General features: G+C 34.4%; 18 protein-coding genes. 4 read left to right on the top strand and 14 right to left on the bottom strand.

Translation table 11 applies throughout. The features are described from left to right. The first annotated feature begins 103 nt into the window (after window positions 1-103). Window positions 104-1,942, top strand: a complete 1,839-nt coding sequence (locus P8V03_RS10100) for a cell wall-binding repeat-containing protein (RefSeq protein WP_318798076.1) — start codon at window positions 104-106, stop codon at window positions 1,940-1,942. Window positions 1,943-2,056: 114 nt separating this feature from the next. On the opposite strand, the gene rarD is transcribed toward P8V03_RS10100, so the two are convergent. The 7 genes from rarD to P8V03_RS10065 form a co-directional block, all read right to left on the bottom strand. Continuing rightward, a complete protein-coding gene (gene rarD / locus P8V03_RS10095) occupies window positions 2,057-2,959 on the bottom strand; it encodes an EamA family transporter RarD (protein WP_318798075.1) in 903 nt (300 codons plus the stop codon). A gap of 434 nt (window positions 2,960-3,393) precedes the next feature. Beyond that, a complete protein-coding gene (locus tag P8V03_RS10090) occupies window positions 3,394-3,732 on the bottom strand; it encodes a CGGC domain-containing protein (protein ID WP_261672665.1) in 339 nt (112 codons plus the stop codon). Window positions 3,733-3,906: 174 nt separating this feature from the next. Then, window positions 3,907-5,007 (bottom strand): PQQ-dependent sugar dehydrogenase, encoded by a 1,101-nt coding sequence (locus P8V03_RS10085; RefSeq protein ID WP_318798074.1) that lies wholly within the window; start codon window positions 5,005-5,007, stop codon window positions 3,907-3,909. Window positions 5,008-5,163: 156 nt separating this feature from the next. Then, window positions 5,164-7,305, bottom strand: coding sequence for a catalase (locus tag P8V03_RS10080; protein WP_318798073.1), 2,142 nt, complete (start codon window positions 7,303-7,305; stop codon window positions 5,164-5,166). Between the two features lie 335 nt (window positions 7,306-7,640). Beyond that, window positions 7,641-8,486, bottom strand: coding sequence for a methyl-accepting chemotaxis protein (locus P8V03_RS10075; protein ID WP_315903174.1), 846 nt, complete (start codon window positions 8,484-8,486; stop codon window positions 7,641-7,643). A gap of 287 nt (window positions 8,487-8,773) precedes the next feature. Then, window positions 8,774-11,245 carry a GxGYxYP domain-containing protein gene (locus P8V03_RS10070; RefSeq protein ID WP_396125141.1) on the bottom strand — a complete coding sequence of 824 codons (2,472 nt, stop codon included), beginning with the start codon at window positions 11,243-11,245 and terminating at the stop codon, window positions 8,774-8,776. A gap of 176 nt (window positions 11,246-11,421) precedes the next feature. Continuing rightward, window positions 11,422-11,997: a hypothetical protein gene (locus P8V03_RS10065; RefSeq protein ID WP_318798072.1), complete on the bottom strand. Its 576-nt coding sequence runs from the start codon at window positions 11,995-11,997 to the stop codon at window positions 11,422-11,424. Window positions 11,998-12,218: 221 nt separating this feature from the next. On the opposite strand from P8V03_RS10065, the gene P8V03_RS10060 reads away from it, so the two are divergent. Next, window positions 12,219-12,932, top strand: coding sequence for a YjgB family protein (locus tag P8V03_RS10060; protein ID WP_318798071.1), 714 nt, complete (start codon window positions 12,219-12,221; stop codon window positions 12,930-12,932). Between the two features lie 105 nt (window positions 12,933-13,037). Here the strand turns inward: P8V03_RS10060 and P8V03_RS10055 are convergent, their stop codons facing one another. The 7 genes from P8V03_RS10055 to ftsH form a co-directional block, all read right to left on the bottom strand. Beyond that, complete coding sequence (locus tag P8V03_RS10055; RefSeq protein WP_318798070.1) at window positions 13,038-13,847, bottom strand: oxalate:formate antiporter; 810 nt, start codon at window positions 13,845-13,847, stop codon at window positions 13,038-13,040. 149 nt (window positions 13,848-13,996) lie between these two features. Continuing rightward, window positions 13,997-14,818, bottom strand: a complete 822-nt coding sequence (locus P8V03_RS10050; protein WP_318798069.1) for a methyltransferase domain-containing protein — start codon at window positions 14,816-14,818, stop codon at window positions 13,997-13,999. A 428-nt stretch (window positions 14,819-15,246) separates the two neighbouring features. Then, the gene (locus tag P8V03_RS10045; RefSeq protein ID WP_318798068.1) at window positions 15,247-16,503 is read right to left on the bottom strand and encodes an MFS transporter; all 1,257 of its coding nucleotides are present in this window, start codon (window positions 16,501-16,503) and stop codon (window positions 15,247-15,249) included. Between the two features lie 84 nt (window positions 16,504-16,587). Beyond that, a complete protein-coding gene (gene ppsA / locus P8V03_RS10040; protein WP_318798067.1) occupies window positions 16,588-19,212 on the bottom strand; it encodes a phosphoenolpyruvate synthase in 2,625 nt (874 codons plus the stop codon). A gap of 2 nt (window positions 19,213-19,214) precedes the next feature. Beyond that, window positions 19,215-19,823 carry a TetR/AcrR family transcriptional regulator gene (locus P8V03_RS10035; protein WP_318798066.1) on the bottom strand — a complete coding sequence of 203 codons (609 nt, stop codon included), beginning with the start codon at window positions 19,821-19,823 and terminating at the stop codon, window positions 19,215-19,217. 379 nt (window positions 19,824-20,202) lie between these two features. Then, window positions 20,203-20,892 carry a LysM peptidoglycan-binding domain-containing protein gene (locus tag P8V03_RS10030; protein WP_318798065.1) on the bottom strand — a complete coding sequence of 230 codons (690 nt, stop codon included), beginning with the start codon at window positions 20,890-20,892 and terminating at the stop codon, window positions 20,203-20,205. 148 nt (window positions 20,893-21,040) lie between these two features. Then, window positions 21,041-22,864: an ATP-dependent zinc metalloprotease FtsH gene (gene ftsH, locus P8V03_RS10025; RefSeq protein ID WP_318798064.1), complete on the bottom strand. Its 1,824-nt coding sequence runs from the start codon at window positions 22,862-22,864 to the stop codon at window positions 21,041-21,043. 201 nt (window positions 22,865-23,065) lie between these two features. Here ftsH and P8V03_RS10020 point away from each other — a divergent pair, with 201 nt between their 5' ends. Together P8V03_RS10020 and P8V03_RS10015 are read left to right on the top strand one after the other, a co-directional pair. Then, window positions 23,066-23,605: a TetR/AcrR family transcriptional regulator gene (locus P8V03_RS10020; protein WP_318798063.1), complete on the top strand. Its 540-nt coding sequence runs from the start codon at window positions 23,066-23,068 to the stop codon at window positions 23,603-23,605. A 72-nt stretch (window positions 23,606-23,677) separates the two neighbouring features. After that, window positions 23,678-23,857 carry an H-type small acid-soluble spore protein gene (locus P8V03_RS10015; RefSeq protein ID WP_261672656.1) on the top strand — a complete coding sequence of 60 codons (180 nt, stop codon included), beginning with the start codon at window positions 23,678-23,680 and terminating at the stop codon, window positions 23,855-23,857. Window positions 23,858-23,900: the final 43 nt, after the last annotated feature.

Genomic DNA, 23,900 nt, shown 5'->3' with positions numbered 1-23,900 from the left:
ACACCAACCCTGCACCTAATTAAATCTTTTTATGTTATGCCTTTTTATATTATAATAAGGTTAACAATATTTTAAAAAATTTACTAACATTGGAGGAAATAAAATGTTCAATAACAAGTTAGCACTTGTGCTATGTACTATTGGCATAGCCTTTTCTATGTCAACTAAAGCACTGGCATCAAACAACACTCAGCGCATTTGGGGTAGCGACAGATATGATACTGCCATTGAAATCTCTAAAAATGGATGGGCTGGTGGTTCAGAGTATGCTGTATTAGCTAACGGCGAAAATTTTCCTGACGCCCTTAGTGCAGCTCCACTTGCTAAAAAATATAATGCACCTATACTGTTAAATCCTGGTACAACTTTAGACAACAGAGTTGAAGATGAGTTAAGAAGACTAAATGTAAAGCAAATATTTATTATAGGTGGTACTGGTGTTATACCAAGTGATGTAGAAAAAAGACTTTCTCAACTAAATATTGAAATCACACGTCTTTTTGGACAAGATAGGTATGAAACTTCACTTAAGGTTGCAGAACAACTTGATTTTAAGGGAGAATTAACAGTAGCCAATGGTGAAAACTTTCCTGATGCAATGTCTATGGCACCAATCGCAGCTCAAAAATCTATACCTATAATACTTACTCCTACAGATAAGCTGCCTGATTCTATAAGTAAATACATAAATAAGGGGAATATCACCAAAACCTATGTAATTGGCGGAAATGATGTTGTAAGTGATAATATTTTTGATACCCTCCCTAATGCTGAAAGACTATATGGGGACAGCAGATATGATACTAATATTGCAGTATTAAAGAAGTTTGAAAATGAACTGAACTTTAGTAAAATCTATATAGCTAACGGTGAAAATTTTCCTGATGCCTTAGCTGGTTCAGTGCTAGCTGCAAAGAATTCATCCTGCGTTGTGATGGTTAGTGATTATTCTGGACAGGCAACTGAGGATTTTATAGCTTCAAAATTCTCATCAATATCTCAGACTACAATATTAGGCGGAAGGGGAGTCCTTTCAAATGAAAGAGTTGCAAATGTCTTAAGAACCCGTGGAAATACTTCCGGTAATATTAAAAATGGCGGATCAGTAGCTGAACAAGAAGACTGGCTTTATTATTCATTTGGCATATCCTATGCTGGAGAAAAATCTGACAGCATATATGCATATAAAAAAGATGGTACTTCAAAAATAAAACTAAGTAACAAATTTGGAAAGTATATAAATGTAGTTGGTGATTGGATTTATTTTTCCAGGTATGCTAGTCATGATGGTCCAAATGGTATTTATAAAATAAGAATCAACGGAACAGAAGAAACAAGACTTAATAATGATGATATTTGTAGCTATTTAACGGTAGTCGGTGATAAAATTTATTATGTTACAAACTATAATTATGGTACTTTATTTAGAATGAATACAGATGGCTCCAATAAAGTTGCTTTAGGTAAAGACAGTATCTATTCTGCAGCTGTATCAGGAAACTATATTTATTATCAAAATACAGCGGAACTAAATACTTTATATAAAATGAACTTAGATGGGTCAGGAAAGACAAAAGTAAGTGATGAATATGTTGACAATCATAGTTATATTGTTGACAGTGAATGGGTTTATTTCACATCAAATAATAAATTATATAAAATGAAAAATGATGGTAGTGAAAAGACCAGTATCGGTAATATAGAAACTTGGTACTACAATATATCAAATGGCTGGGTCTACTATGTAGACAAGCAGGACAGCCATTTATACAAAATTAAGGTAGATGGCTCTGAAAATATTAAATTAAGCGATGATAATGCAATTGGAATAAGTGTAGATGATGAATGGATTTATTATTACACAATGGATTCTAGCTCCTATACTGTTAACTCTTTTTATAGAATGCATCTTGACGGTTCTCAAAAGGAATTAATAGAGTAGCTATTTCACTGTCTATCTAACTTACAGAATTAGACAGACTAAAAGCCAATGCTTGGTATGTTAAGCATTGGCTTTTAGCTTTAAGTATAATTATCGGTTTAAGGCCAAATTCATTTAGCCAACTGGTTCTATATTCTTATGTTTTTTAATCAACCCCATTTGAGGAACAGAATATATAGCTAATGCTGCCCATATAAACCCAAAACTTATCATATCAACTACTGTAAAAGCTTCATGATAGAGAAAAACTCCAATAATCAAGCTAATTGTTGGTGAGATATATTGAATAAAGCCAAGTAGTGACATAGGTAGTCTCTTTGCTCCACTTGCAAAAAGCAGCAGTGGAATAGCTGTAACTACCCCAGAACCTATGAGTAAAAGGATTACTACCGTGCCTCCCTTATCAAAAGCACCTACTCCACTAAAATGCCTTGATGCTATATATGCTGCAGCAATGGGAGTAAGCATAGTTGTTTCAAGAGTTAAGCCAACTATAGAGCTAGCCTTAACAGACTTCTTCATTGCACCGTATAGTCCAAAGGAAACAGCTAGTCCTAAAGAAATCCACGGAATTCTGCCATATTGCAGAGTTTTAATTATAACACCAGCAGCAGCAATAGAAAGAGCAGCCTTCTGCCAATAAGTCAGTTTTTCATTAAAAAACACCATTCCCAAAGCCACTGAGAATAATGGGTTAATATAATACCCCAGACTGGCATCCACAATCCTGCCTGAATTAACAGCCCAAATATACAACCCCCAGTTAAAGGCGATAAGAATTGATGCAATAAATATGTAGAACATTTGTTTCTTATCCTTTATTATACGCTTTAACTCTTCCCATTGTTTCGTTGCTGCAATAATTATAACTGTAAATACAAAGGCCCATAGAATTCTGTTAGATAAAATCTCTATTGGAAATACGCTATCTATTAATTTCCAGTATATAGGCAGAATACCCCACAATATATATGCAGCAGCTGTATATATTACACCAGCAGTCTTTTCGTTATGCATTTATCTTCCCCCTCTTTTATATTTATCTTTTGCTTTTAAAGATGCTTGTACTATCTTATTGTTTATTTCTAGCAGCGGACCTTTTATCTTTCCTTTTCCATTATATAAATAATGCCAACCAAGTACAATACAGCTATATAATTATTATATACTAAACACCCAGTTTCATCCATGTCATTCCAAAATGTATTGTCTAATAGAATAATTTATGCATACCTATAATGTAATATCAATTTTATCCAAAATACACAGATAACTTTCAATGGTATCTCATAATTTGCTTAGATGGCGATAATATAACAAAACTATTGCAAGCTGCTAAAAGTCCCTTCAGCTTATATTTATACTGAAGGGACTAATATAGAAATTGCTGCAGTTGTGCCTTCTTTAGCTTAGCTCAAAAGAATTCCAAAACTTCGGCATTTAGTTTCTAACTAAGTTTTTTTCTTTGCACTGCCATGAGTATAACCAATGACTTCAAAGTCTTTTGATAAAGCGTCTATAAATTCTTTATAAAAAGAGCATTTAGATCTTACACAGGATGATAAGTGTATTGTGGTTACCCCAACCTTTTTCATCCTTTGTGCCCTTGCCACCACCTGCTCCACTGAATCCTCACTACAACCATTACAATGCACAAAACTTACTAATTCTGCTTCACCATCATAATTTTCAAATGAATCTCCTTTATTATTAAAAGCCTTAAAGCAGCCAGAACCGGAACATCTTGTAGATACTTCAAAACAGTTTATAATTCCAACTTTCTTTTTCATAGTTTCCTCGCACATTTTCTTTTTTTCATTCATTCTATCATGAAAATGCTTCCAATGCCGTGACACTGGTCACGAAAAACAGAAAAGGACTCCTAATGCCTACCTACTATTTTTCTATACTTTAACGGATTTTATTGTTGTTCAAATAAATGAGTGTGTCCTATAAATATAGCTTTATTTCGGAATGAGCTGGATAACTTTATCATCAGCTATATCAGGATTCCCTCTGCCATCCCTATTACTTGTTGTCAGATAAAGTGATCCATCTTTCCCTTGAATAACCTCACGTAAACGCCCATACTCATTCCGGAGCCATGATTCTACCTTCTTCACTACCGTTCCTTTTTCATTCAACGAGATAGCTAGTAGTTGCTGTCCACGCAAAGTAGCAACCAGTAATTTTCCTTGCCATGGTCCTTGATTTACGAAGGCAATACCAGAGGGTGCCCATGTATCTTCTCCACTGTGTATCAAGGGTTTTTGTATAATAACTTCCTTAGAGTCTTCAGATCCTTGAACGAGAGGCCAGCCATAATTGGCTCCTGGTTGTATTATGTTTATCTCATCATGTGCTGACTGCCCATGCTCTGATGCATACAAGACATTTTTTGAATTCCAGGCCAAACCTTGTGGGTTTCGATGACCTAGGCTATAAACAGGTGAATTAATAATTGGATTATCTTTAGGAATCCTGCCGTCTAATTCTATTCGCAGTATTTTCCCAGCTGTACTTGTTGGGTTTTGTGCCAATGCAGAATTCCCTGCATCTCCTGTTGTTATATATAATTTCTGATCCGGACCTATCTTTAGCCTTCCTCCATTGTGAATTTGGCCCCCAGGAATTTTATCGAGAAGAACTCGGTCAATAGATGCTCTATTGTTGCTTTCAATCAATCTGACAACTCGATTATAGATTCGATTACCCTCTGCATATGAATGCATAACATATATATAATGGTTTTGTGAATAATTTGGATCTAGAGCAATGCCCATCAACCCGCCTTCTCCCTGACTTACAAAGGGTGCACTAAATGTTATGAGTGGCTGCGGATAAAGTTTGCCACCTTCAATAATCCTAATTGCCCCAGAGCGCTCTGTAAAATATAGCTTACCTTCATAGTTCATCGCTAAAGCCCAAGGTACATATAAATTTTCAGCGATAACTTCAATTTTATAGGGAAATTGCCTTGATGTAATTGCTTTTACTTTGATATTAGCTTCATTACGACCACGAAATATCATATTAGAGAAGATATTATAAATTGTTTTTTTCATACTGTTATCCCCCAAACTTCAATGATTACATGGCTTAATAAAAAGTTACAGGTTTAGGTTACTAAATTTGTTACTTCTTATCTTTATTATTTATCTAATTACCATATTATTCACATATGAGGTTAACCGTACCATCTTATCTTGTTTTATTACTAATTAAGCAGGTACTATATCCTTTTGATTTTTTCTTGCCCAATGTCGATGCTCAGCAATAGCCTTAATAAACTCTCCATTAAAAGGATTAAGGTCCGTAGCATTTCTTACTGTTACCACACCAAGTTCTGTTACTAGCTCTCCATTGTTCTCAGTCCCTGCAGTAGCAACTCCTTGTATTTGAGAAGCTGCTAGCAAATCAACACCTTCATTAGTGGCACCAACTGCTTTAGCGTGCTTAAAGGCTTCATTAACAAAGTGCAGAGCATCTCCTTGTTTTAGTAAGCTATCTGCACTTTGTCTGCCACCAGTGACATACACCGCATCATACATAACAGAAGCAGCCTTAAGAAAGTTCTTACCAACTTCTATTTGTTTGCCATCCTCACTTGTAATCATACCTAAATTTTTACTAACTATCTCTGTATTTACCCCTGCATTTTTCATTGCATCCATAAACTGCATCAACTCCGTGTAATTAAATCCGTTATCAACAAGAATTGCTACTTTTCTAGTCTTGGCAGTCTTAATAGTATTTGCTTGACTAACAGCTGGTGAAGAAGCTGTAACTCCTGCTTTTCCTGCGGTTTTTGGTGGCGTTGCCCCAATTCCCTTTGCAATCTCAGTTGCCAATTGACCATCAACATTATTAAACATATCAACTACACGCTGTCTAATATATTTATCATTTACTGAACCAACCTCGAAATGGAATGCGTCAATAATATGCTGCTTTTCAGGCTCAGACATACTATTCCAGAAAAGAGTAGCCTGACTGTAGTTATCCCTGAAGGATTCGCTACGCTCTCTTATTTTCTTTCCATCAACTTTCTCTGCATAGTGTAAATAACCATTATCAGCATCTGAAGCAGATTCAGGTGTATTCTTTTGAATTGAATTGGGATGATAGCTTACAGTTCCTTGATCTATTGTCATTCTATGATAACCATCACGTTGATTGTTATGTACAGGAGCTATTGGCCTATTAATAGGTATTTCATGAAAATTAGGCCCTCCCAATCTAATAAGCTGAGTATCTAAATATGAAAATAATCTGCCTTGTAGTAGAGGATCATTGGTAAAATCTATTCCTGGTACAACATTTCCAGCGCAAAAAGCCACTTGTTCTGTCTCTGCAAAAAAATTATCTACATTACGATTTAGTGTCATTTTACCAATTATTTTTACTGGAATTGTTTCTTCAGGCCATATTTTCGTTGCATCTAATATGTCAAAGCCAAATTTAAACTCGTCTTCCTCATCAATCATTTGTACTCCCAATTCATACTCTGGAAATTCTCCCATATTAATGGCATCCCAAATATCTCTTCTATTATAGTCTGGGTCTTTACCTGCCAGTTTTTGTGCTTCATCCCACACTAATGAGTGTACACCAAGCAAAGGCTTCCAATGAAATTTTACAAAACGACCTTTACCTTCAGCGTTAATAAATCTAAATGTATTAACTCCAAAACCCTCCATCATACGAAAGCTTCTAGGTATAGCTCTATCTGATAATAACCACATTATCATATGTGCGGTTTCAGGAGTATTTACGACAAAATCCCAGAAGGTATCATGTGCCGATGAAGCCTGTGGTATTTCATTATGGGGTTCCGGTTTAATAGCATGAACCATATCTGGGAACTTTATAGCATCCTGAATAAAAAATACTGGCATATTATTTCCTACTAAATCATAGTTTCCATCCTCAGTATAAAACTTTGTGGCAAAACCTCGAACATCACGAACGGTATCTGCTGACCCCCGGGATCCTACGACAGTTGAAAATCTTACAAATACCGGTGTTTTAACTGATGGATCTTGTAAAAACTTAGCTTTAGTATATTGTGCCATGGACTCATAAGCCTGAAAATATCCATGGACTCCAAAGCCACGTGCATGGACAACCCGCTCTGGTATCCTCTCATGGTCAAAATGAGTTAGTTTCTCACGAAAATGAAAGTCCTCTATCAGTGTAGGCCCTCTACTTCCAGCCTTTAGTGAATCATCAGTATTTATTACCTTTACTGCTTGATTTGTTGTAAGTTTTTGATCGGTGTGGTTTGAACGAAAAGTCTGTAGCTGATCATTCTTAGCACCTTCATATATCTTCGTCTGATTATACTTTTGCATAGAATCCATCTTACCAATCCTTTCATATGTTTTAGCAAAGATAATTTAATATAAATCTATTTATCTATTATTTGTTTATATTGGTATAGTCTATGCATTTTACAATTTATATTTTATTAAACCTTTTTTCTTCTACTTGCTTAGTAAGTAGGGTTTTTTGGAAATCATAAGAGGCCCTCCCATAATTAGAAAATTTCTAAGTGCGACAGCATTCTTTGTTTTTAGGTATGAAAAAAGGAGATGTCTCAAAATACATATATGTGCATTTTAAGACATCTCCAAAAATTTTTATTTACTATTATTACTTTTTTAACTTTCAATTTAACACTGACTGAATATATATTCTACAGTGTATTTGCTATATTATTTAAGTCTTCAGCTGACTTTGTCAGACTAGACATTGAAGCTGTTATTTCTTCTGTTGAAGCTGCCTGCTGGCTGGATAATTCAGTTATGTCATTTATCTTATCAGACATTCTATCGTTTTGCTGCTTTATTGATTGCAGTATATCCGTTATTTTTGTAACAGATGATTTACTGTTAGTTGCCATCTTTCTTATTTCTTCAGCTACAACAGAAAAACCACGACCATGCTCCCCTGCACGAGCCGCCTCAATAGCAGCATTTAAACCTAATAAATTTGATTGGGATGCTACTTCTTCTATGAACTGTAAAATATTATTAGTCTTTCCTATTTGTTCTGTCACATCGTCACTATATCCTCTTAGGTCTTCTATAGATTTTGACAATTCATTTGCTGAGTTAGCTATTTCCTCTGATGTTGCTACTATTTCTTCTGATGTAGATACTAAATTATCACTAATATTATGCAATACATTTACATTTTCAACTACAAGACATATTATGCATAATCCTATCACCTTTTCCCCATCTTTTATAGGTGATATATAATTTCTAAATGACATGCCCATTATGCTTTTGTCTATTGTCTCTGATATAACATTTCCTTTCAGTGCCTTTTCAAAACTTTGAGCTATATACGGCGGCATAACTTCTCTCATAGCTTTGCCTTTTACTTGTTGATTAGCAGAGTTTTTGCCTTGGTATTCGTAAATACAAACTGTTTCTTCATCTGTTATACAGAACACTAGATTGTCTCTAGGCAACATTGCTATAAACACAGGTGCAATTTCATCACAGTACCTTCTTAATATTTCATTTTCAATCATGATAGGCCCCCCCTAAGTCTTATAAACTTTTTATTTTTGCAACATATATTTGTTTTAGTATATCCATTACCCCGCAAATTGTTAATACTTTAAAAATAAATGACAATATTGTTGTTGCCTTTAACATTTTCTCCATATATGATTATAAATTAACGAACAACATTTGCCAATAAATAACACCAATTTTGGTATAACATAATTAAAAAATTTTAAGCCAATACTTAGTGTTATTAAGCATTGGCTTAAAATTTTTTAAAGTTATGGAATTGATACTCCTTTCAGAAATCCTAGTGCTTAACATTCTCTTTTATCAATTTCATAAATATTTCAGGAGTAACTACTCTTACTGTAGGATTTTGTTCTAACTTTTTTACCACTTCTTCTACATTACTAACACCTTTGCTCCAAACATGAACATAAACAAAGCTATAAGCCTCCGGACTAGTAACATCAATTTGTCCTAAATTAACCCTATCATTAATTTTTCTTACTAATTCATCTTCATTTTGAATACCACTCCAAAGCAAATCCCTACAGGAAACTAAAGGCTTATTATTAGACCATAAAATTTTTCCATGATAGTTATCGTGCCTGTGGTAATCCAGATAAAATAATCCTTGGATATTTGATTTTTCAGTAAACTTATCCCAAAGGTCAATTTTATTAAAAGCTGAATCGTCTATAATTGCTACATACTTTTCCTGCAATTTTTCCATATAATCATTTAATGTATTAATATAACTGTTTAATTTATTACTGTTAAATTTACTTGGATACATATATCCATTTCCAGAAGGTGAAACAATAAAGTTATTGTTAGTCTTTTTAGTATTTATGGCTTTATAGTATAGGTTGAAAACAGTAGGAGACAGGTAATATAAAGAAGGACTCATAGACCATCCTAAATTGAGCTTATCTTTATTAGGAAAGCCAAACCATTTAGAAGAACCATAGTTAATTCCAAGATTCCACTGCTGATTATCTCCATCAGACATGATGAAAGTTACATAATGAACATTATCTTCTTTAGGAATTGTTAATGAAGTTTTTTTAGTGACAGGTAATGAGGGAAAAGCACTTAATGTAGTTAAGTTATATGACCAATCTGCAGCAACTACACTTACACCATGTTTCGATGCTGTGCTTACATTAGTAAATTCATCGGGACCCCAACCTAAACATATAGCATTATCCTTCATAGAAGAAAATATCCTATCTCTTAGAGCTGTATCTTTTATACTATCCTCATAAAATACCAAGGACTTTGTCATTACAGCATAATCTCTTAATGGACTAGCTTTATCAGGAGAAAGCTGAATTACCAGTGAATGATTTAATCCTTTGTTCCATAGGTTATCATAAGCCCAACTCTCACCTGTATTTCTACAATCTCCAATAATTTTTGTAATGCCCTTTTGCCTTACTTTAGATTCTATAGATTCATCAATAGCTATAGCTTTATTTAACGAAGCAAGAGAACAGGCATTATTTATTGAGGGATCCTTTTGTGCTTTTTTACTATAAAGCACATATCCATCTATGTAATCTTTATATATGGTTAGTAATTCCCAGGGATCTGAAAGGATTTTATAAGAAACCTTATAATTATCTTTTAAGTCCTGAAGCCATATCTTATAATCAGGCTGGGAAGAATTAAGTGTATATATTTGAGAAGAACAATGGTTATTAACTACCCCTTGAAGGGTAGTTACCATTGTTCTTTCACTAGGTGTCATTGAATCTTGAGAAACAACATACAAAGACGTAGGAGTTATTGAATTTTTTATATAGCTAGAAGTATTTTCTAAGGTAGGACTAGCAGAAAAAGCCGCTGTGCTGCTAGTACTGGAAGACTTTTTCCACTGGCTCCATTTTACATTAAAGGAATCTCCATTTTTTTGGCAGTACTCATAAAACTTTTGTAAAAAATTCATTCTTTCATCACTATAAAAAGATTCTTCAGTGCTTTCTTTATAGTTTGCCAATGCTATTTGTCTTTTTATAATATTATCCGCATTAACTTCTTTATAGTTTCTAGTCATATCATACATAATCATAAAAGTACTAGTTCTTCCTATGCCCTGCTTACAATGGAAGTGTAACCAAGAATCTTTAGGTAGAGTTTTTACAGATTCAATGAAATAATCAACCATGTCATCTGTAGGTATTCCACCATCTCTAACGGTTATTCTATTATAGGATAGAGAATTGGATGTAACAAGCTGTTTTTCATCTTGAACCTTTGTTGGAGTTATTGTTACCTTTGGATGATTATAAAAACTAATAGGCTCATTTAATTTAATACTTTTTAGTTTATTAGCTTCATCTGATAGAACCTGTTCCTTTGTTAAACCTACGTTAGCATTGTTTCTCGCATCAGCCCAGCTAACTGCATATCCATTGATAAATCCATGGGACTCCTGCCTTAAATCCATTACAGTTATAGGCATTGAAGTTCCAATGGCCTTAACTAAAAGAGGAAGATTGTTTCCTGAAAATTGTTGACTTCCAGAAATATTCAACTTATCTAATCCTTTTAAGTTTAGATCCTTCTTACTTTCTAAGACTTTTAGGTCTGTAGTCTTTCGAAAGTTTTTTGGTAGTATGTCGTTGTAATTTATTGCATCTAGCACAAGATTTACAGTATTACCGCTAGAATCTTCAGCTAGAACACCTTTATTTAATAATAGCAAAGATGAAATAAAGGTTAACAACAGTGTGAATAAAATAGACCTGACTACTTTCGGTTTTTTGTGCAATTTAACCCCTTCTTCCGTATAGAGTGAAATTTAAATTTTCTAGAATTATTATAAGTTATCAAAATCATTTCTATACGGAATATCTTTAAGGTTTTATTTTGCTCTTTTATAGGAATTTGGTCTGTGATAAGTGTATAAGCAGCATTAAGATAGTTTTTCACTTAGCATATCTTAATTTAGCAAAGAACAATAATTTTATATGGAGTAGTTTGAGCAGGTATGCTCTTGGTTGTAGGTCCATAGACAACAATTAGATTTCTATTTCCAGGGTATCTGTTAAAGGGCTGGTCATTTGTGAGAATTATCTCAGTAGATGGCGCTATATTTAGTTTCAAGTTTCCATCGCTGCTTATAAGTTGATTATCAAAATAGTCTACCGCAACTTTTTCATATTCTGTGTCTTTTGCTATAACAATTGCAGGATATTGAGGAGGATAAATAAGAATGGCAGGTGCATTTGCATCATAAAATCCAGTTACCTCGTCTCCTACATCAACCACTTTATGATCTACAAAGTAAGTTTCCGTGGATATCACAAAATTTACAGGACCCACATCCTTACTTTCTAGCGACATTAATTTATAGCAACCTGCTGATGCACCATCTTGACCTAAGTTAAAATCCTCAATTCTCGTAACGGTACCACTAACAGCTGCAAACTTTTGTGCATTAGCTCTCCACTGTGCATTAAAGAAAGGGTAAGCAGCTTGATTCCTGTAGTAAGGACAAGAGAAAAATTGCTTATTATACATGTAATACTCCTTTATATTGCTGTGATTATAAATCTCATCATATTAGTATATGAGACATTCCCATAAGTGCTACTTCCTTCTAAGTGAATAAGCAAAGATCAAATTTCGAAAACAAAAAAATATTTCTGTGAAACAAAAGCGCTTATACTTTCGTCTAATTAAGTGATACTATTAATGTTGCTGGTTATCTTTAACATTAAGTTCACAAGGAGGGCTATATTATGTTTTTATGGAAAAAAGGTTTTTCTATAAAATTGATAATTGCATCTATTGTATTTATTACTCTAATGACAGGATGTTCTAAGTTTACTAAACAAACAGAAAATGCCACAGGAAACACTCCTAATAATAACGGTACGGATATTAATCAGTCATCCGATATTAGCGACTCTGCTTCAGATACTAATACCTCATCCCCTAATTCCAATAATGCTTCTAAAGAATCCCCTGCTCAAGATGATTCTTCAAAAACTATTTTATTAAATATTATGGAATTAGCTAAGGAAGGAAAAGTTGTTAACTGCCAGTTTCCGGCTAAGACTACTGTTATTGATGACATAGAGAAAAAGTGGGGAAAACCTGACAAATCAGATTGGGTTTCTGCTGCTAAAGGAACTTATGCCACATATACAAAGCATAATTTAGCTTTTGGGTTTAACAAAGGCTCTCAAATATTCGAAGTTAGGTCCTTTGATGATAAAATAAAGAAAGTATCCCTTTCTAAAGTAAAAGAAGTCTTCGGTAAGCCTTCCTATGATGTTAAAGTAAAGGGTGAAGAAATAATTGGTTATGTAGTAAATAATAATTTTAAAATACTGCTTGTATTTCCAGAGCCTACAAGCAAAAACCCAAACCCTTTATTAAGCCATTATTCTGTGTTATATCCAAAAGGAACTGTTAACCTTATGGCAGATGATCCCGGAAGAGAATGGTGATTTAATTTTTCAGTATATTTCATATGTGCAAAAACAGTCATAAGACATTATCTACCATTTATATGTCTTATGACTGTTATTTTGTTTAAACGCCTAGCTCTTGTATTAATTCCTTAAATGTATCGTAAGCCGGTTTCTAATCTCATTTAAATAATCTTTTGTGTATTTTTCTGCTTCAGAGCGCCTTATAAGCTCATTATCTGAAAGCTGATCACGTAAATCCACATAAAGCCTTATTATCCCCTGTATTGCTCTAACACAGCTTTTAGCATCATATGTGGCAATAGTTTCCTTAAGCATGAACAAATCATTAGGCGCATCAGTTTCAATTTTCCTCACACCACGAGGAAGTTTCCCATTTTTCATTAGTAATAATGGACCAATGACTGTCTGTCTCATAAATGAAATAAATTCTATTGCTTCGAAAATTTCACCTCTTCCAATCTTTACTGTACCATAATGAATCCAAACCCAAAACCTATCTTCAATCCACTGTAAGTCAGGAGCTGGAAACTTAGCTTCCCCTAACTTTAATGCATCCGTTATTGCATTATCTCTTTCCCATAAAATTACTGGATCTTCTACTCTTTTGCCAATATCCGCTAAAGCAACGAATTTCAAGTCCACATGCAGCAATGGCGGTCCGTATAGGCATATAAGCAGCCTTGGCTCACCTACATGTTCACCAGTAAATGCAGAAAGAAGATTCCCAAGCTTACCAGCGATTTCTTTTCTTTCTTTCATTATCTGTTCATAACAACTAGATTCCACAGCAATTATAAGATCAATATCAGAAAATTCATCTAAACTATTTGTAATATATGAACCTCCTGCTGCAACACCTAGAATTCTACAATCATACTTTAATAGTTGAATTGTTTTGTCTATGAAATCTTGATGAATTTTTGGTATCAAATTTATCCTCTCCTTTGCTCAACCCAAATTTATTAAACATAATGTCAATTATATTTTAATTTCCTCTCTATCCAAATTATCAGTATTACTTTTCTTCTTTCCAACAAGTATGGTCAAATCCACCGTTATAGCTGAAACATCTAACTTACTCAAATTGTCCCTTCCTTCAACATTCTCCCCCATGTTAATGGTGTCATTTTTATTAGGATAGGCAAAAGTTCATCATCAATACTAAATTTATAACTTATATTTTCAACATGAACAACTTCTAATTTACTTGTAAAGTAATCTACTACCTTGTCATTTGAATACTTTTTATTTTTATAAATTGCTTGTCTTAATTCCTGGAGATATAACTGCCCTGGAACTACCTTTATAATAATTCCCTCACCATTTAATATCCTATCAAATTCTAAATAATTAGCAGGAGAAAGTATATTTAATACCACATCAAAACTTCTATTCTGAAAGGGCAACCTTGTTAAATCAGCCACAGTCCAGATAACATCACTGCTATTGTTTGAGGCAATATTAATTCCTTCCTTTGATATATCAACTCCAAACAGGTTATATTTTAAATCTTTCTTAATCCTTTGGGACATTCTATAGAGGTGAGACCCTTCACCACATCCTGCGTCTAAAATAGTCAATTCTTTTTTATCCTCTTGTGATTTTTTATATTTTTCAATTGTATTGATAATTTTATCAATCAGTTGATCATAGAACCCCTCTTCACAAACCTTATGTCTGGCTTCAAATAATTCCTTGGGATATACAATGTTACATGGGGAAGTTAACATATTTAAATACCCCTTCCTTGATATATCAAAGCTGTGATTTGAACCACAAACTAAACTATAAAAACCTTTTATAGTCATATCTCCACTGCATATAGGACATCTAAATCTTTTCTGATTTTCTCTTATAATTTCTGCTGCTCTATCCTTTTTCTTAACTTTATTAGTATACATATCTCAAATTCACCTCATCTAATAATCTGCTGTGAATTCTTGAAAATGAACATCCCAAGTTAATACAGAAAGGCTGCAAATGAACTCAATTCACCTGCAGCCTTTATATACCATTTTAAAGTATACAAATCAAAATATACCTTACGTTAATAATATCCCTAATGTATATGATGAAATAGTCGTATAAAAGGCAAGTATGATGTTCTTCACAAGAATCCTAAAATAAGGTACAACAAATAAACCTAACCAAATAGGTATTTTTTACCTTATCTCTTATTTAGTTAATTAAATTAAACTAAATTACGGAATCTTATAAAGAATATTCCTACTCTTAACACCTTTAACACCTCATCCTTTTTAATTTCTATTAAATAGTATCATAAACTTTATTAGTTATCAATAACCTTTACAAACATATTCCAATCTTATTAAAGTTCATGCTTCTTCAATACTGGAATCATAAATGCAACCAAAACTAACATCATGAGCAAGGTGGCTGTTATTACGGTCCAATGTACAGGCACCCTATCAAGAATGATTCCATATACTAGCGCACCTAAAGGCATGCCCCCTTTTGTAATCATTCCAACAATAGAAAACATTCGAGACATGTATTCGTTGGGAGTTGCTTTTTGTATAAAGGTCTGCACAGGAACATTTATGAACATAATAGCAACGCTTAACAGCCCAAGAACTCCAGCCAGTAAGCTAAAGTATAAAATACTACCTCTCCCTAATACAAATAAGCTATGTGGAAACAATAGAAATGAAAAAGTCAATATTGAAAACATTAGCAAACTGCTGCCACTTACAAGTGATTTGGCTATCTCTTTCTCTTTACTAAATAGCAGGTTTACCAGAACGCTGCCTAGCAGTGCTCCTAGTATAATTATCATCTGTAGATAACCGTATTGTGTGTCAGAATACTCCAACTGGGTTCTAAAAAACAAAGGTAATATAACTGAAAATATTGGCTGTATAACGGCGTATATTACCAGAAAAAAAACACACAGTTTAAGGATTACTGGATTAGCCAGAATAAATTTAATGCCATCAGAGAAATCCGCTGTAAATCCTGGCATATTAGTGTCTGACTTTCGTTTTGTGTGCTTGTACCTAATCAGCAGCGAGCTGCCTGCCGACACCAAAAATGATATTCCATTGATAAAGAATACCACTGTAATTCCCACTTTTGCATACAATGTGGCTCCAATTACTGGACCTAATAGGCTACCTAAGATCCTAAGCGTTGCAAGATTAGAATTTGCTTTTGTAAGTTCATCCTCCTCCACCAATTGAGGCAGCATTCCTTTAGTAGCTGGATCAAATAGGCCATACAAAAAAGATACTATAACCTGCATCCATAGCAACAAAGTCAGGCTCATCCTGCCCGAATATGCACCAAGGGCCAAACTCATTATTGCCGCTGCACTGACTAAGTCAGTTGCTACTGTGATCATTTTTCTATTAAGCCTGTCTGCAAGTACTCCAGCAAAGGGGTAGATTAGGAGAGCTGGCACTAGACATAGGAAAGAGAACAACCCCATAGTAGCTGAGGATCCTCCCGAATCGATAATGTACAAGGGCATAATTACCATTTGAATTCCAGTTCCCGTATCGGATATCATCCTTCCAAACATAAGCAATATGAGATTCTTATTCAAAGCTTTCTTATCCCTTTTCATAGCCTACCGCCTCCAGTCTTTTTAACATTATAGAGCGACTCGGCTCAGTCGCTCTTTCATAATTGCATATTTTCAACTTGTCCATTACAGGATTTCTACGTACCCTTCTTTCCCATTAATCCTTATCCTCTGTCCATCTTTAATCAATTTTGTAGCATTCTCAACACTTACCACTGCAGGTAGTCCGTATTCTCTTGCAACAACGGCCCCATGGGTCATCATCCCACCTACTTCAGTAACCAAGCCTTTAATTGATACAAAGAGTGGAGTCCAACTAGGGTCAGTAAAGGTTGTAACCAAAATATCCCCTTCCTCTATATTGGCATCTTCCATTTTCAAAACAACCCTTGCTCGTCCTTCAACAACACCTGATGAAACTGGTACTCCTGCTAAAGCACCCTCAGGTATATTATCAGTATTATACTCACCAGGTATAATCTCTCCCTCGGAGGTTATTACACGAGGAGGTGTAAGCTTTTCGAAAACTTCATAGTCCTCTTTTCTTTTAGTTATGATATTGTAATCTAATATATTTGTCTTAACAACATCTCTAAGTTCATCAAAAGTTAGGTAGTAAACATCCTCTCTATCACGTATTATTCCTTTCTTAACTAAAACATCAGCTTCTCTCATAAATGCCTGTTTTATGATCCATTCAAACCATATGAGGATGTACTTGTTGAATTCACGATAACCAGCATAATTACGTAAAACACTTATTGCTTTCTTTGCCTTCCTGGCCTTTCTTTTTCCGCCAGACAATTTTTCTAGACTACCTAAGATTTCCTTCTCCTTTTGCTTTGCGTCTTTAAGTCCCTGTTCAAATTTTATACTGTGTGCATTTGGTCCAAAGGCTTTGATATTACTTAGGATAGCTGGAACAAGTATAGTTGGTTTTTCATTCCACCTCGTCCTAGTTATATCAATTTCTGCAGAACAGCGCATACCATACTTCTTGAGAAATGCTTTAATTGAATCAGTAACATCTAATCCACCTTTTATCTTTGCCAAATCTTCAAAAAAAGTCTCTTCCTTTGGCTGCTGAAAATATTCAATCACAGCAGGATACTGCCTTACAACATCAGCAACATCCAAAAGCTCAAGGCCCATTTCAGATGTGACATTATTAGATACAGACTGAGCAAGGGTATCAGCTACATTCTTTTCACCTAGCCATTTCTCAATATTTTTATTTAACCAGTAAGAGGCGTAGGTTCCCGCAAAAACTACTCCATAGCTATGAAAAATAGTATTCTTTATTTGCTTTAAACTCTTATGAATGAACTCAAACAATTCGTCTCCAGAAAACTTGATAATACTTTGCTCCAGTTCAAGCATCAACGCCTTATTAGTACTCATTAGGTCTTCAACTATAGCGGGGTCGTTTGCTCTATAGTCTTTTATGGTAAGATTTATCCACTTTAACCACATTGATTTATCACCCATGGCTGTTTTTCCTTTGTGCAGTGTTTTGATAAAATCTTTTTGTTTTGTAAGATTAATTAGGGCATTCTTCATTAGAACATCTACCGTATCAAGACCTTTTATAAAAGTTATTCTTCCAAAAGGCGAAGAAATGTCACTAGATGCATCTATATACAACCTTCCACCCATCTCACTCATGGTAGAGCTTACCATCTCTTTGAATAAAGTCTGGAAGAAGGACATTCCTAATGGTTTCATAGCCTCAGTCATCATCTGTCTGTGTCCAAAGGATATATACACATGATTCTTTCCATCTTTAGTTTCTGGTGGTATAGGATAAAGTGTAGTGATAGGTCTGCTCTGAACAATATAAAAGTTATCTTCATAAAGGCACCATTCTATGTCTTGTGGACAACCAAAGTAGGCTTCAATCTTTCTGCCCATGCCAGCTAACTGTATAATTTTCTCATCCAAAAGGGTCTGTTTATTCTGTTTTCCAGCCTCAATCTCCCTTTCTTCTGTACCGCCCTTCTCCAGTGCATAGATGGCTAGTTTTTTAGTTGATATCTTTTTGTCTATTATCCTGCCTTCTCTGACTTTATAGATATCCGGGTTAACTAAACCAGATACAAGAGCTTCACCAAGACCAAAGCTGGCATCGATGGATGTAACCTTTCTGTTTGAAGTAATAGGATCAGCAGTAAACATTATTCCTGAAGCCTCTGGGAAAACCATCTTTTGTATTACCACAGATAAATAGACCTTATGATGGTCAAATTTATTCTGTATTCGGTAAATTACTGCTCTGTCTGTGTACAGTGACGCCCAGCATTTTCTAATATGCTTGAGTATCTCATCCTTTCCCATAATATTTAGATAGGTATCCTGCTGTCCTGCAAAGGAAGCCAGTGGCAAATCCTCTGCTGTAGCACTTGAACGTACGGCATAGGCATTTTTTTCACCAAGCTTTGAAACATATTTCGATACTTCTTCTACAATATCCTTTGAAATGGATATTTCTTCGATGTTTTCACGAATTTTTTTACTAAGTTCAGCAACGGTTTCTCTATCATCCACCTTTAAGAGAGATAATTTATCAACTAATGTATTAAATTCTTCATTGCTCTCAACAATTCTTTTATATGCTTCAGTAGTTATGCAAAAGCCCTCTGGAACAGATATCCCCTCAATTTTAGATAGTTCCCCAAGGTTAGCACCTTTACCACCTACTACTGGAAGCTTTGATTTATCAATCTGTTGAAAGCCTAACACATATGAACTCATAATTATTCCTCCCTATAGAAATTGTTTCTAAGTAAGTCCATGCATTCCTCAAATTCCTTGAAAAAGGCCTCATAGTCAACTTCTGTTTCTCTTGACATTTGATTCATATACCCATCAGTAAGCCAAAGAAGCATTTTCATAACCAGCTTTGGATCAATACCTTCCTTAAATTTTGAGTAGTCCATTCCGTCAAAAGCAATTTTATTTCTAAAGCCTTCTCCTTTTGCTAAAAGAGTTTTTATGTCTTCTTTTACTTCCTCATCACTTTCAAAATATACACTTATTAAAAAAGATCTCATGGCAGGATGCTGCTTCATAATTGAAATTTCAATATTGGATGAAAGCCTAATTCTTTCAAAGAAGTCAGTAACGGTATAATCAAACTTTTCATAAACTTCCTTCATAATAATGTCGCCGCATAGCTCAATTAAATAAAGATATAGCGCTTTTTTTGTACCAAAGTAATGAAACACCATTGCCTTTGAAATTCCCGCCTCAGCAGCAATATCGCTTACTGAGGTCTTTTTATATCCATTTGTACCAAAGGACTTAAGTGCAGCATCAATAATTGTCTTTTGTTTATCTTCAGGTAAATTAAAAAATTTTTCCATAAAACTCACCTCTTAAGTTTTGTAAACCGAATCGGTTTATGTTGATTTAATTATATTCCTATAAACCGATTCGGTCAATAGCATTTTTAATAATAATTTTAACCCTCAAAGTTGATGGAAATGAAAAGATATATTAAGAAATGGCGAAATAGTTCAAAGATATTGGATAGAGCTTTTTAGATAGTTACTTCAAAAAACATAGGACGACTTGCAATAAAATTATTTTATCTTATTGCTAATCATCCTATACTACAGATTTCCTATAGCTTTCGCTAATTCACCAAGCTTATTTATAGTTTTCCAATTTCGTACAGTGGTTGGTACCTGCAACTATGGTAAAACTATACTTTTATATAACCCTCGATATATCCACGATATTTTACTCAGGTAAAGTCACACGGTACCCGAAAGTATGCCATACTCCGAAATTATCTTTCACAGTTATACCTCTTTGACCTCCCATTGCTGCATCAGTATAATAAGGATAGTTTTTTCCAACTGTATAGTGTCCTTTATAATTCTCAGAAAAAGTTACAGGTGCAGCGTCAAACTGAAGTTCTCCATCTGTTACTTTTAATGCACGGGTCGTTCTCGTTGAGCTTCCATAATTTGATTCCTCAGCTTTCTGAACACTACTATCCTCCTTCAACATATTAATGTCTGCCTGCATAGCTGCTATAGTTTCCTTATAATTTGAAGACTCTAAAGCACAAGCTGACGGTATGCATATACGCTGACCTACTCTAAGATAATTAGGATCAATACCAGGATTTGCTTCTAAAATACTATCAATTGTAACATTATATGTTTGTGCAATTTTATATAGGGTATCCCCTGGTTGAATTATTTTGGGAACATGATTTGGTGGACAGGCCGGTATGCATAGAATTTGTCCTATTCTTAGATTATATGGATTTATTCCAGGATTTGCAGCGATTATTCTTGAAACGCTAACTTCCAGTCTGTATGCAATAATATTTAAAGTATCACCCGGTTGTATGATGTAAGGATAATGATTTGCAGGACATTGCCTATAATAATTATATAGCATGTGAATTTTTCCTTTCATTATTTCTCTATATACATCCTATGTTATAAAATCAGCTGTTGTTACCATATTTCAGAAGCATTGTAATAAAGCCATCACTAATTTATCCAAAGAAGAAAAAGAGGCCTCACAAGATGCATACATGTGCATTCTGTGAGGCCTCTTATATTTATCTAGGTATGGATTTTAATATATTCGTAAACTCATCACCCATTATAGTTTCTTTATGAATAAGATAAGCTGAAATCTTACAAAGTGCCTCCATGTTAGCTTTTAAAAGATTTACTGCCTTTTCATAACAACTACCTATAATTTGAAGAACCTCTCTATCAACTTCTGTGGAAGTTTCAGTAGAACAAGTCTGAACTGCTCTTCCATCTAGATAAGTATTTTGAATAGATTCTAGTCCCATCATACCAAATTTGTCTGACATACCATACATAGTTACCATCTTTCTTGCAAGGTCTGTAGCTCTTTCAATATCATTTGAAGCTCCTGTAGTTATTTTGTTAAAGACAACTTCCTCCGCCGCTCTACCAGCTAAAAGAACTACTATTTGCTCCACTAGCTCATCCTTAGAGTGAAGAAACTTTTCCTTATCTGGCATCTGCATTGTATAACCTAGCGCTCCCATTGTCCTAGGAATGATGGTAATCTTGTGCACCGGTTGTGTTTCCTTTTGTAGTGCTGCTGCAAGTGCGTGTCCTACTTCATGGAAAGCAACTAAGCTTTTTTCTTCCTCTGTCATAATCCTGTCTTTCTTTTCCTTACCAGCAATAACAGTCTCCACAGCTTCGAATAGGTCATCTTGCCTAACCTCATCTCTACCCATTCTTACAGCCCTTAAAGCCGCTTCGTTTACCATATTAGCAAGATCTGCTCCTACAGCACCTGCTGTAGCTAATGCTATTTCTCCTAAATTCACTCTATTGTCAAGCTTAACATTCTTTCCGTGAACCTTAAGTATTTCTTCTCTGCCTTTAAGGTCAGGCTTATCCACAATAACTCTTCTATCAAACCTTCCCGGTCTTAAAAGAGCTTTATCTAGTATCTCCGGTCTATTAGTTGCGGCAAGTATTACAACACCTTTTGAAGAATCAAATCCATCCATTTCCGCTAAAAGCTGATTTAAGGTTTGTTCACGTTCATCATTTCCACCAAGCTGACTATCACGACTTTTTCCTATTGCGTCAATTTCATCGATGAAGACGATACAAGGAGCATTTTTCTCCGCTTGTTGAAATAGATCTCTGACTCTAGAAGCACCAACCCCTACAAACATCTCTACAAAACCTGAACCGGATAAAGAAAAGAATGGTACATTGGCTTCTCCTGCTACTGCTTTGGCAAGCAATGTCTTACCGGTACCTGGTGGACCCACTAGTAATGCTCCTTTAGGCAGCTTTGCTCCAATCTCAGTATATTTTGATGGTTTATGAAGAAAATCCACTATTTCATTTAGTGATTCCTTTGCTTCTTCTTGTCCAGCTACATCATTAAAAGTAACACCAGTCTTTTTCTCAATATATACCTTTGCATTACTTTTTCCAAAGGACATAGCACCGCCGCCACCCATTTTTTTGCCTAAAGATTTTGTTATCAGTGTTCCTAGGAAATAGAACATAGCAAAAGGTAATATCCATGAAAGTATAAAGGTCATAATAGGTGACTGTACATCTTTAACTGGTGTTGAGAATTTTACTCCAGCAGCCTGAAGCCTGTTTACAAGCTCAGGATCATTTAAAGCCCCTGTGTAGTAAATTTTCTTATCACTAACTGAAGATTTCTCATCAATTTTTGGAGTTATTAAAAGTCTATTATTTTCAATCTTTACTGATTCTACCTTCTTATTTTGAATCATAGTAAGAAACGTACCATAGTCTATTTCTTTTGAAGCAGATCTAGAGTACCAAGTTATTGCCATATTTATCATTAACGTAATAATTAAAGTGACTACAAAAAAACTTGCTAATTGCTTTTTATTTTTAAACATACTTTCCTCCTTAAAACTCATTTGTTGCTTTTATCCATCTTATCCACTTTATCTCACTAACTTCCTTGACAAGGATTTTTTAGTTTGATAAGATTAACATACCGTCCAGACGGTATTAGTTAATGATTATAATATAACATAAATTATAGCCTTATTAAAGACGGGAAATTGTTAATTTTTTTGAAAGGAGAGGTTAATATTATGAACAGTTCAACTAAAGAAAGAATTCTTGATGCAGCAAATAAAGTTATTGGGGAAAAAGGTCTAAATTGTTTCACCTTAGATGAAGTTGCAAAAGAAGCTGGGGTAAGTAAAGGAGGACTCCTCCATCATTATCCAAGCAAGGATAAATTAATCAAAGGACTTGTGGAGAATTATATTGACTTCTTTCAATCTAAGGTTTCTGAAAGAGAAAAAACCCTATCCGATACTTCTCCCTGTAATCGGCTGATGCCTTTTATTTATGAACAGTTCAATCAGTGCAAACTTGACATAAACATTATGTACGGTATCCTTGCTGCAGTTGCCTCAAATCAAAATCTTCTTCATCCTGTACTGGAAAAACGTAAAGAGTGGTTTGAAAAAATCAATGAATGTAAAGATCCTACTATGGCACTAGTAATAAGTTTTGCCTGTGACGGCATAGCGTTTTCTAATCTTTTAGGCTTAGAAGTGTTCCCAGAAGAGACAAAAGTTAAACTTATGGAAAAGCTCATTGATTTATCAAAGGAATGTTATTAATAATAAAGAATATTTCACTAATTTAGTGTAAAAGATATACTTGATAAAAAAACACTAAAGGAGATTGTTAATATGGATATAGAACGTGCAAATGAAATCGTTTCTTCACCAGATATGGCTAATGTAACTTATGACGGAGCGCCAGTTTACATTCAAAACGTAAACCAAGGCAAAAAAATGGCTTATATATATCCTCTTAACCAGCCTGATAAACTACAAGAGGTGCCTGTAGATTCTCTAGTAGAATACTAAACAATAAATGGCAAGCCTTATTCTAATCCTTTAGCATAAGGCT

Source organism: Clostridium tanneri (assembly GCF_033659955.1).
Classification (GTDB): Bacteria; Bacillota; Clostridia; order Clostridiales; family Clostridiaceae; genus Clostridium_AM; species Clostridium_AM tanneri.
The sequence above is the reverse complement of the archived record's forward strand: the minus strand, read 5'-3'. Positions and strand labels throughout refer to the sequence as shown.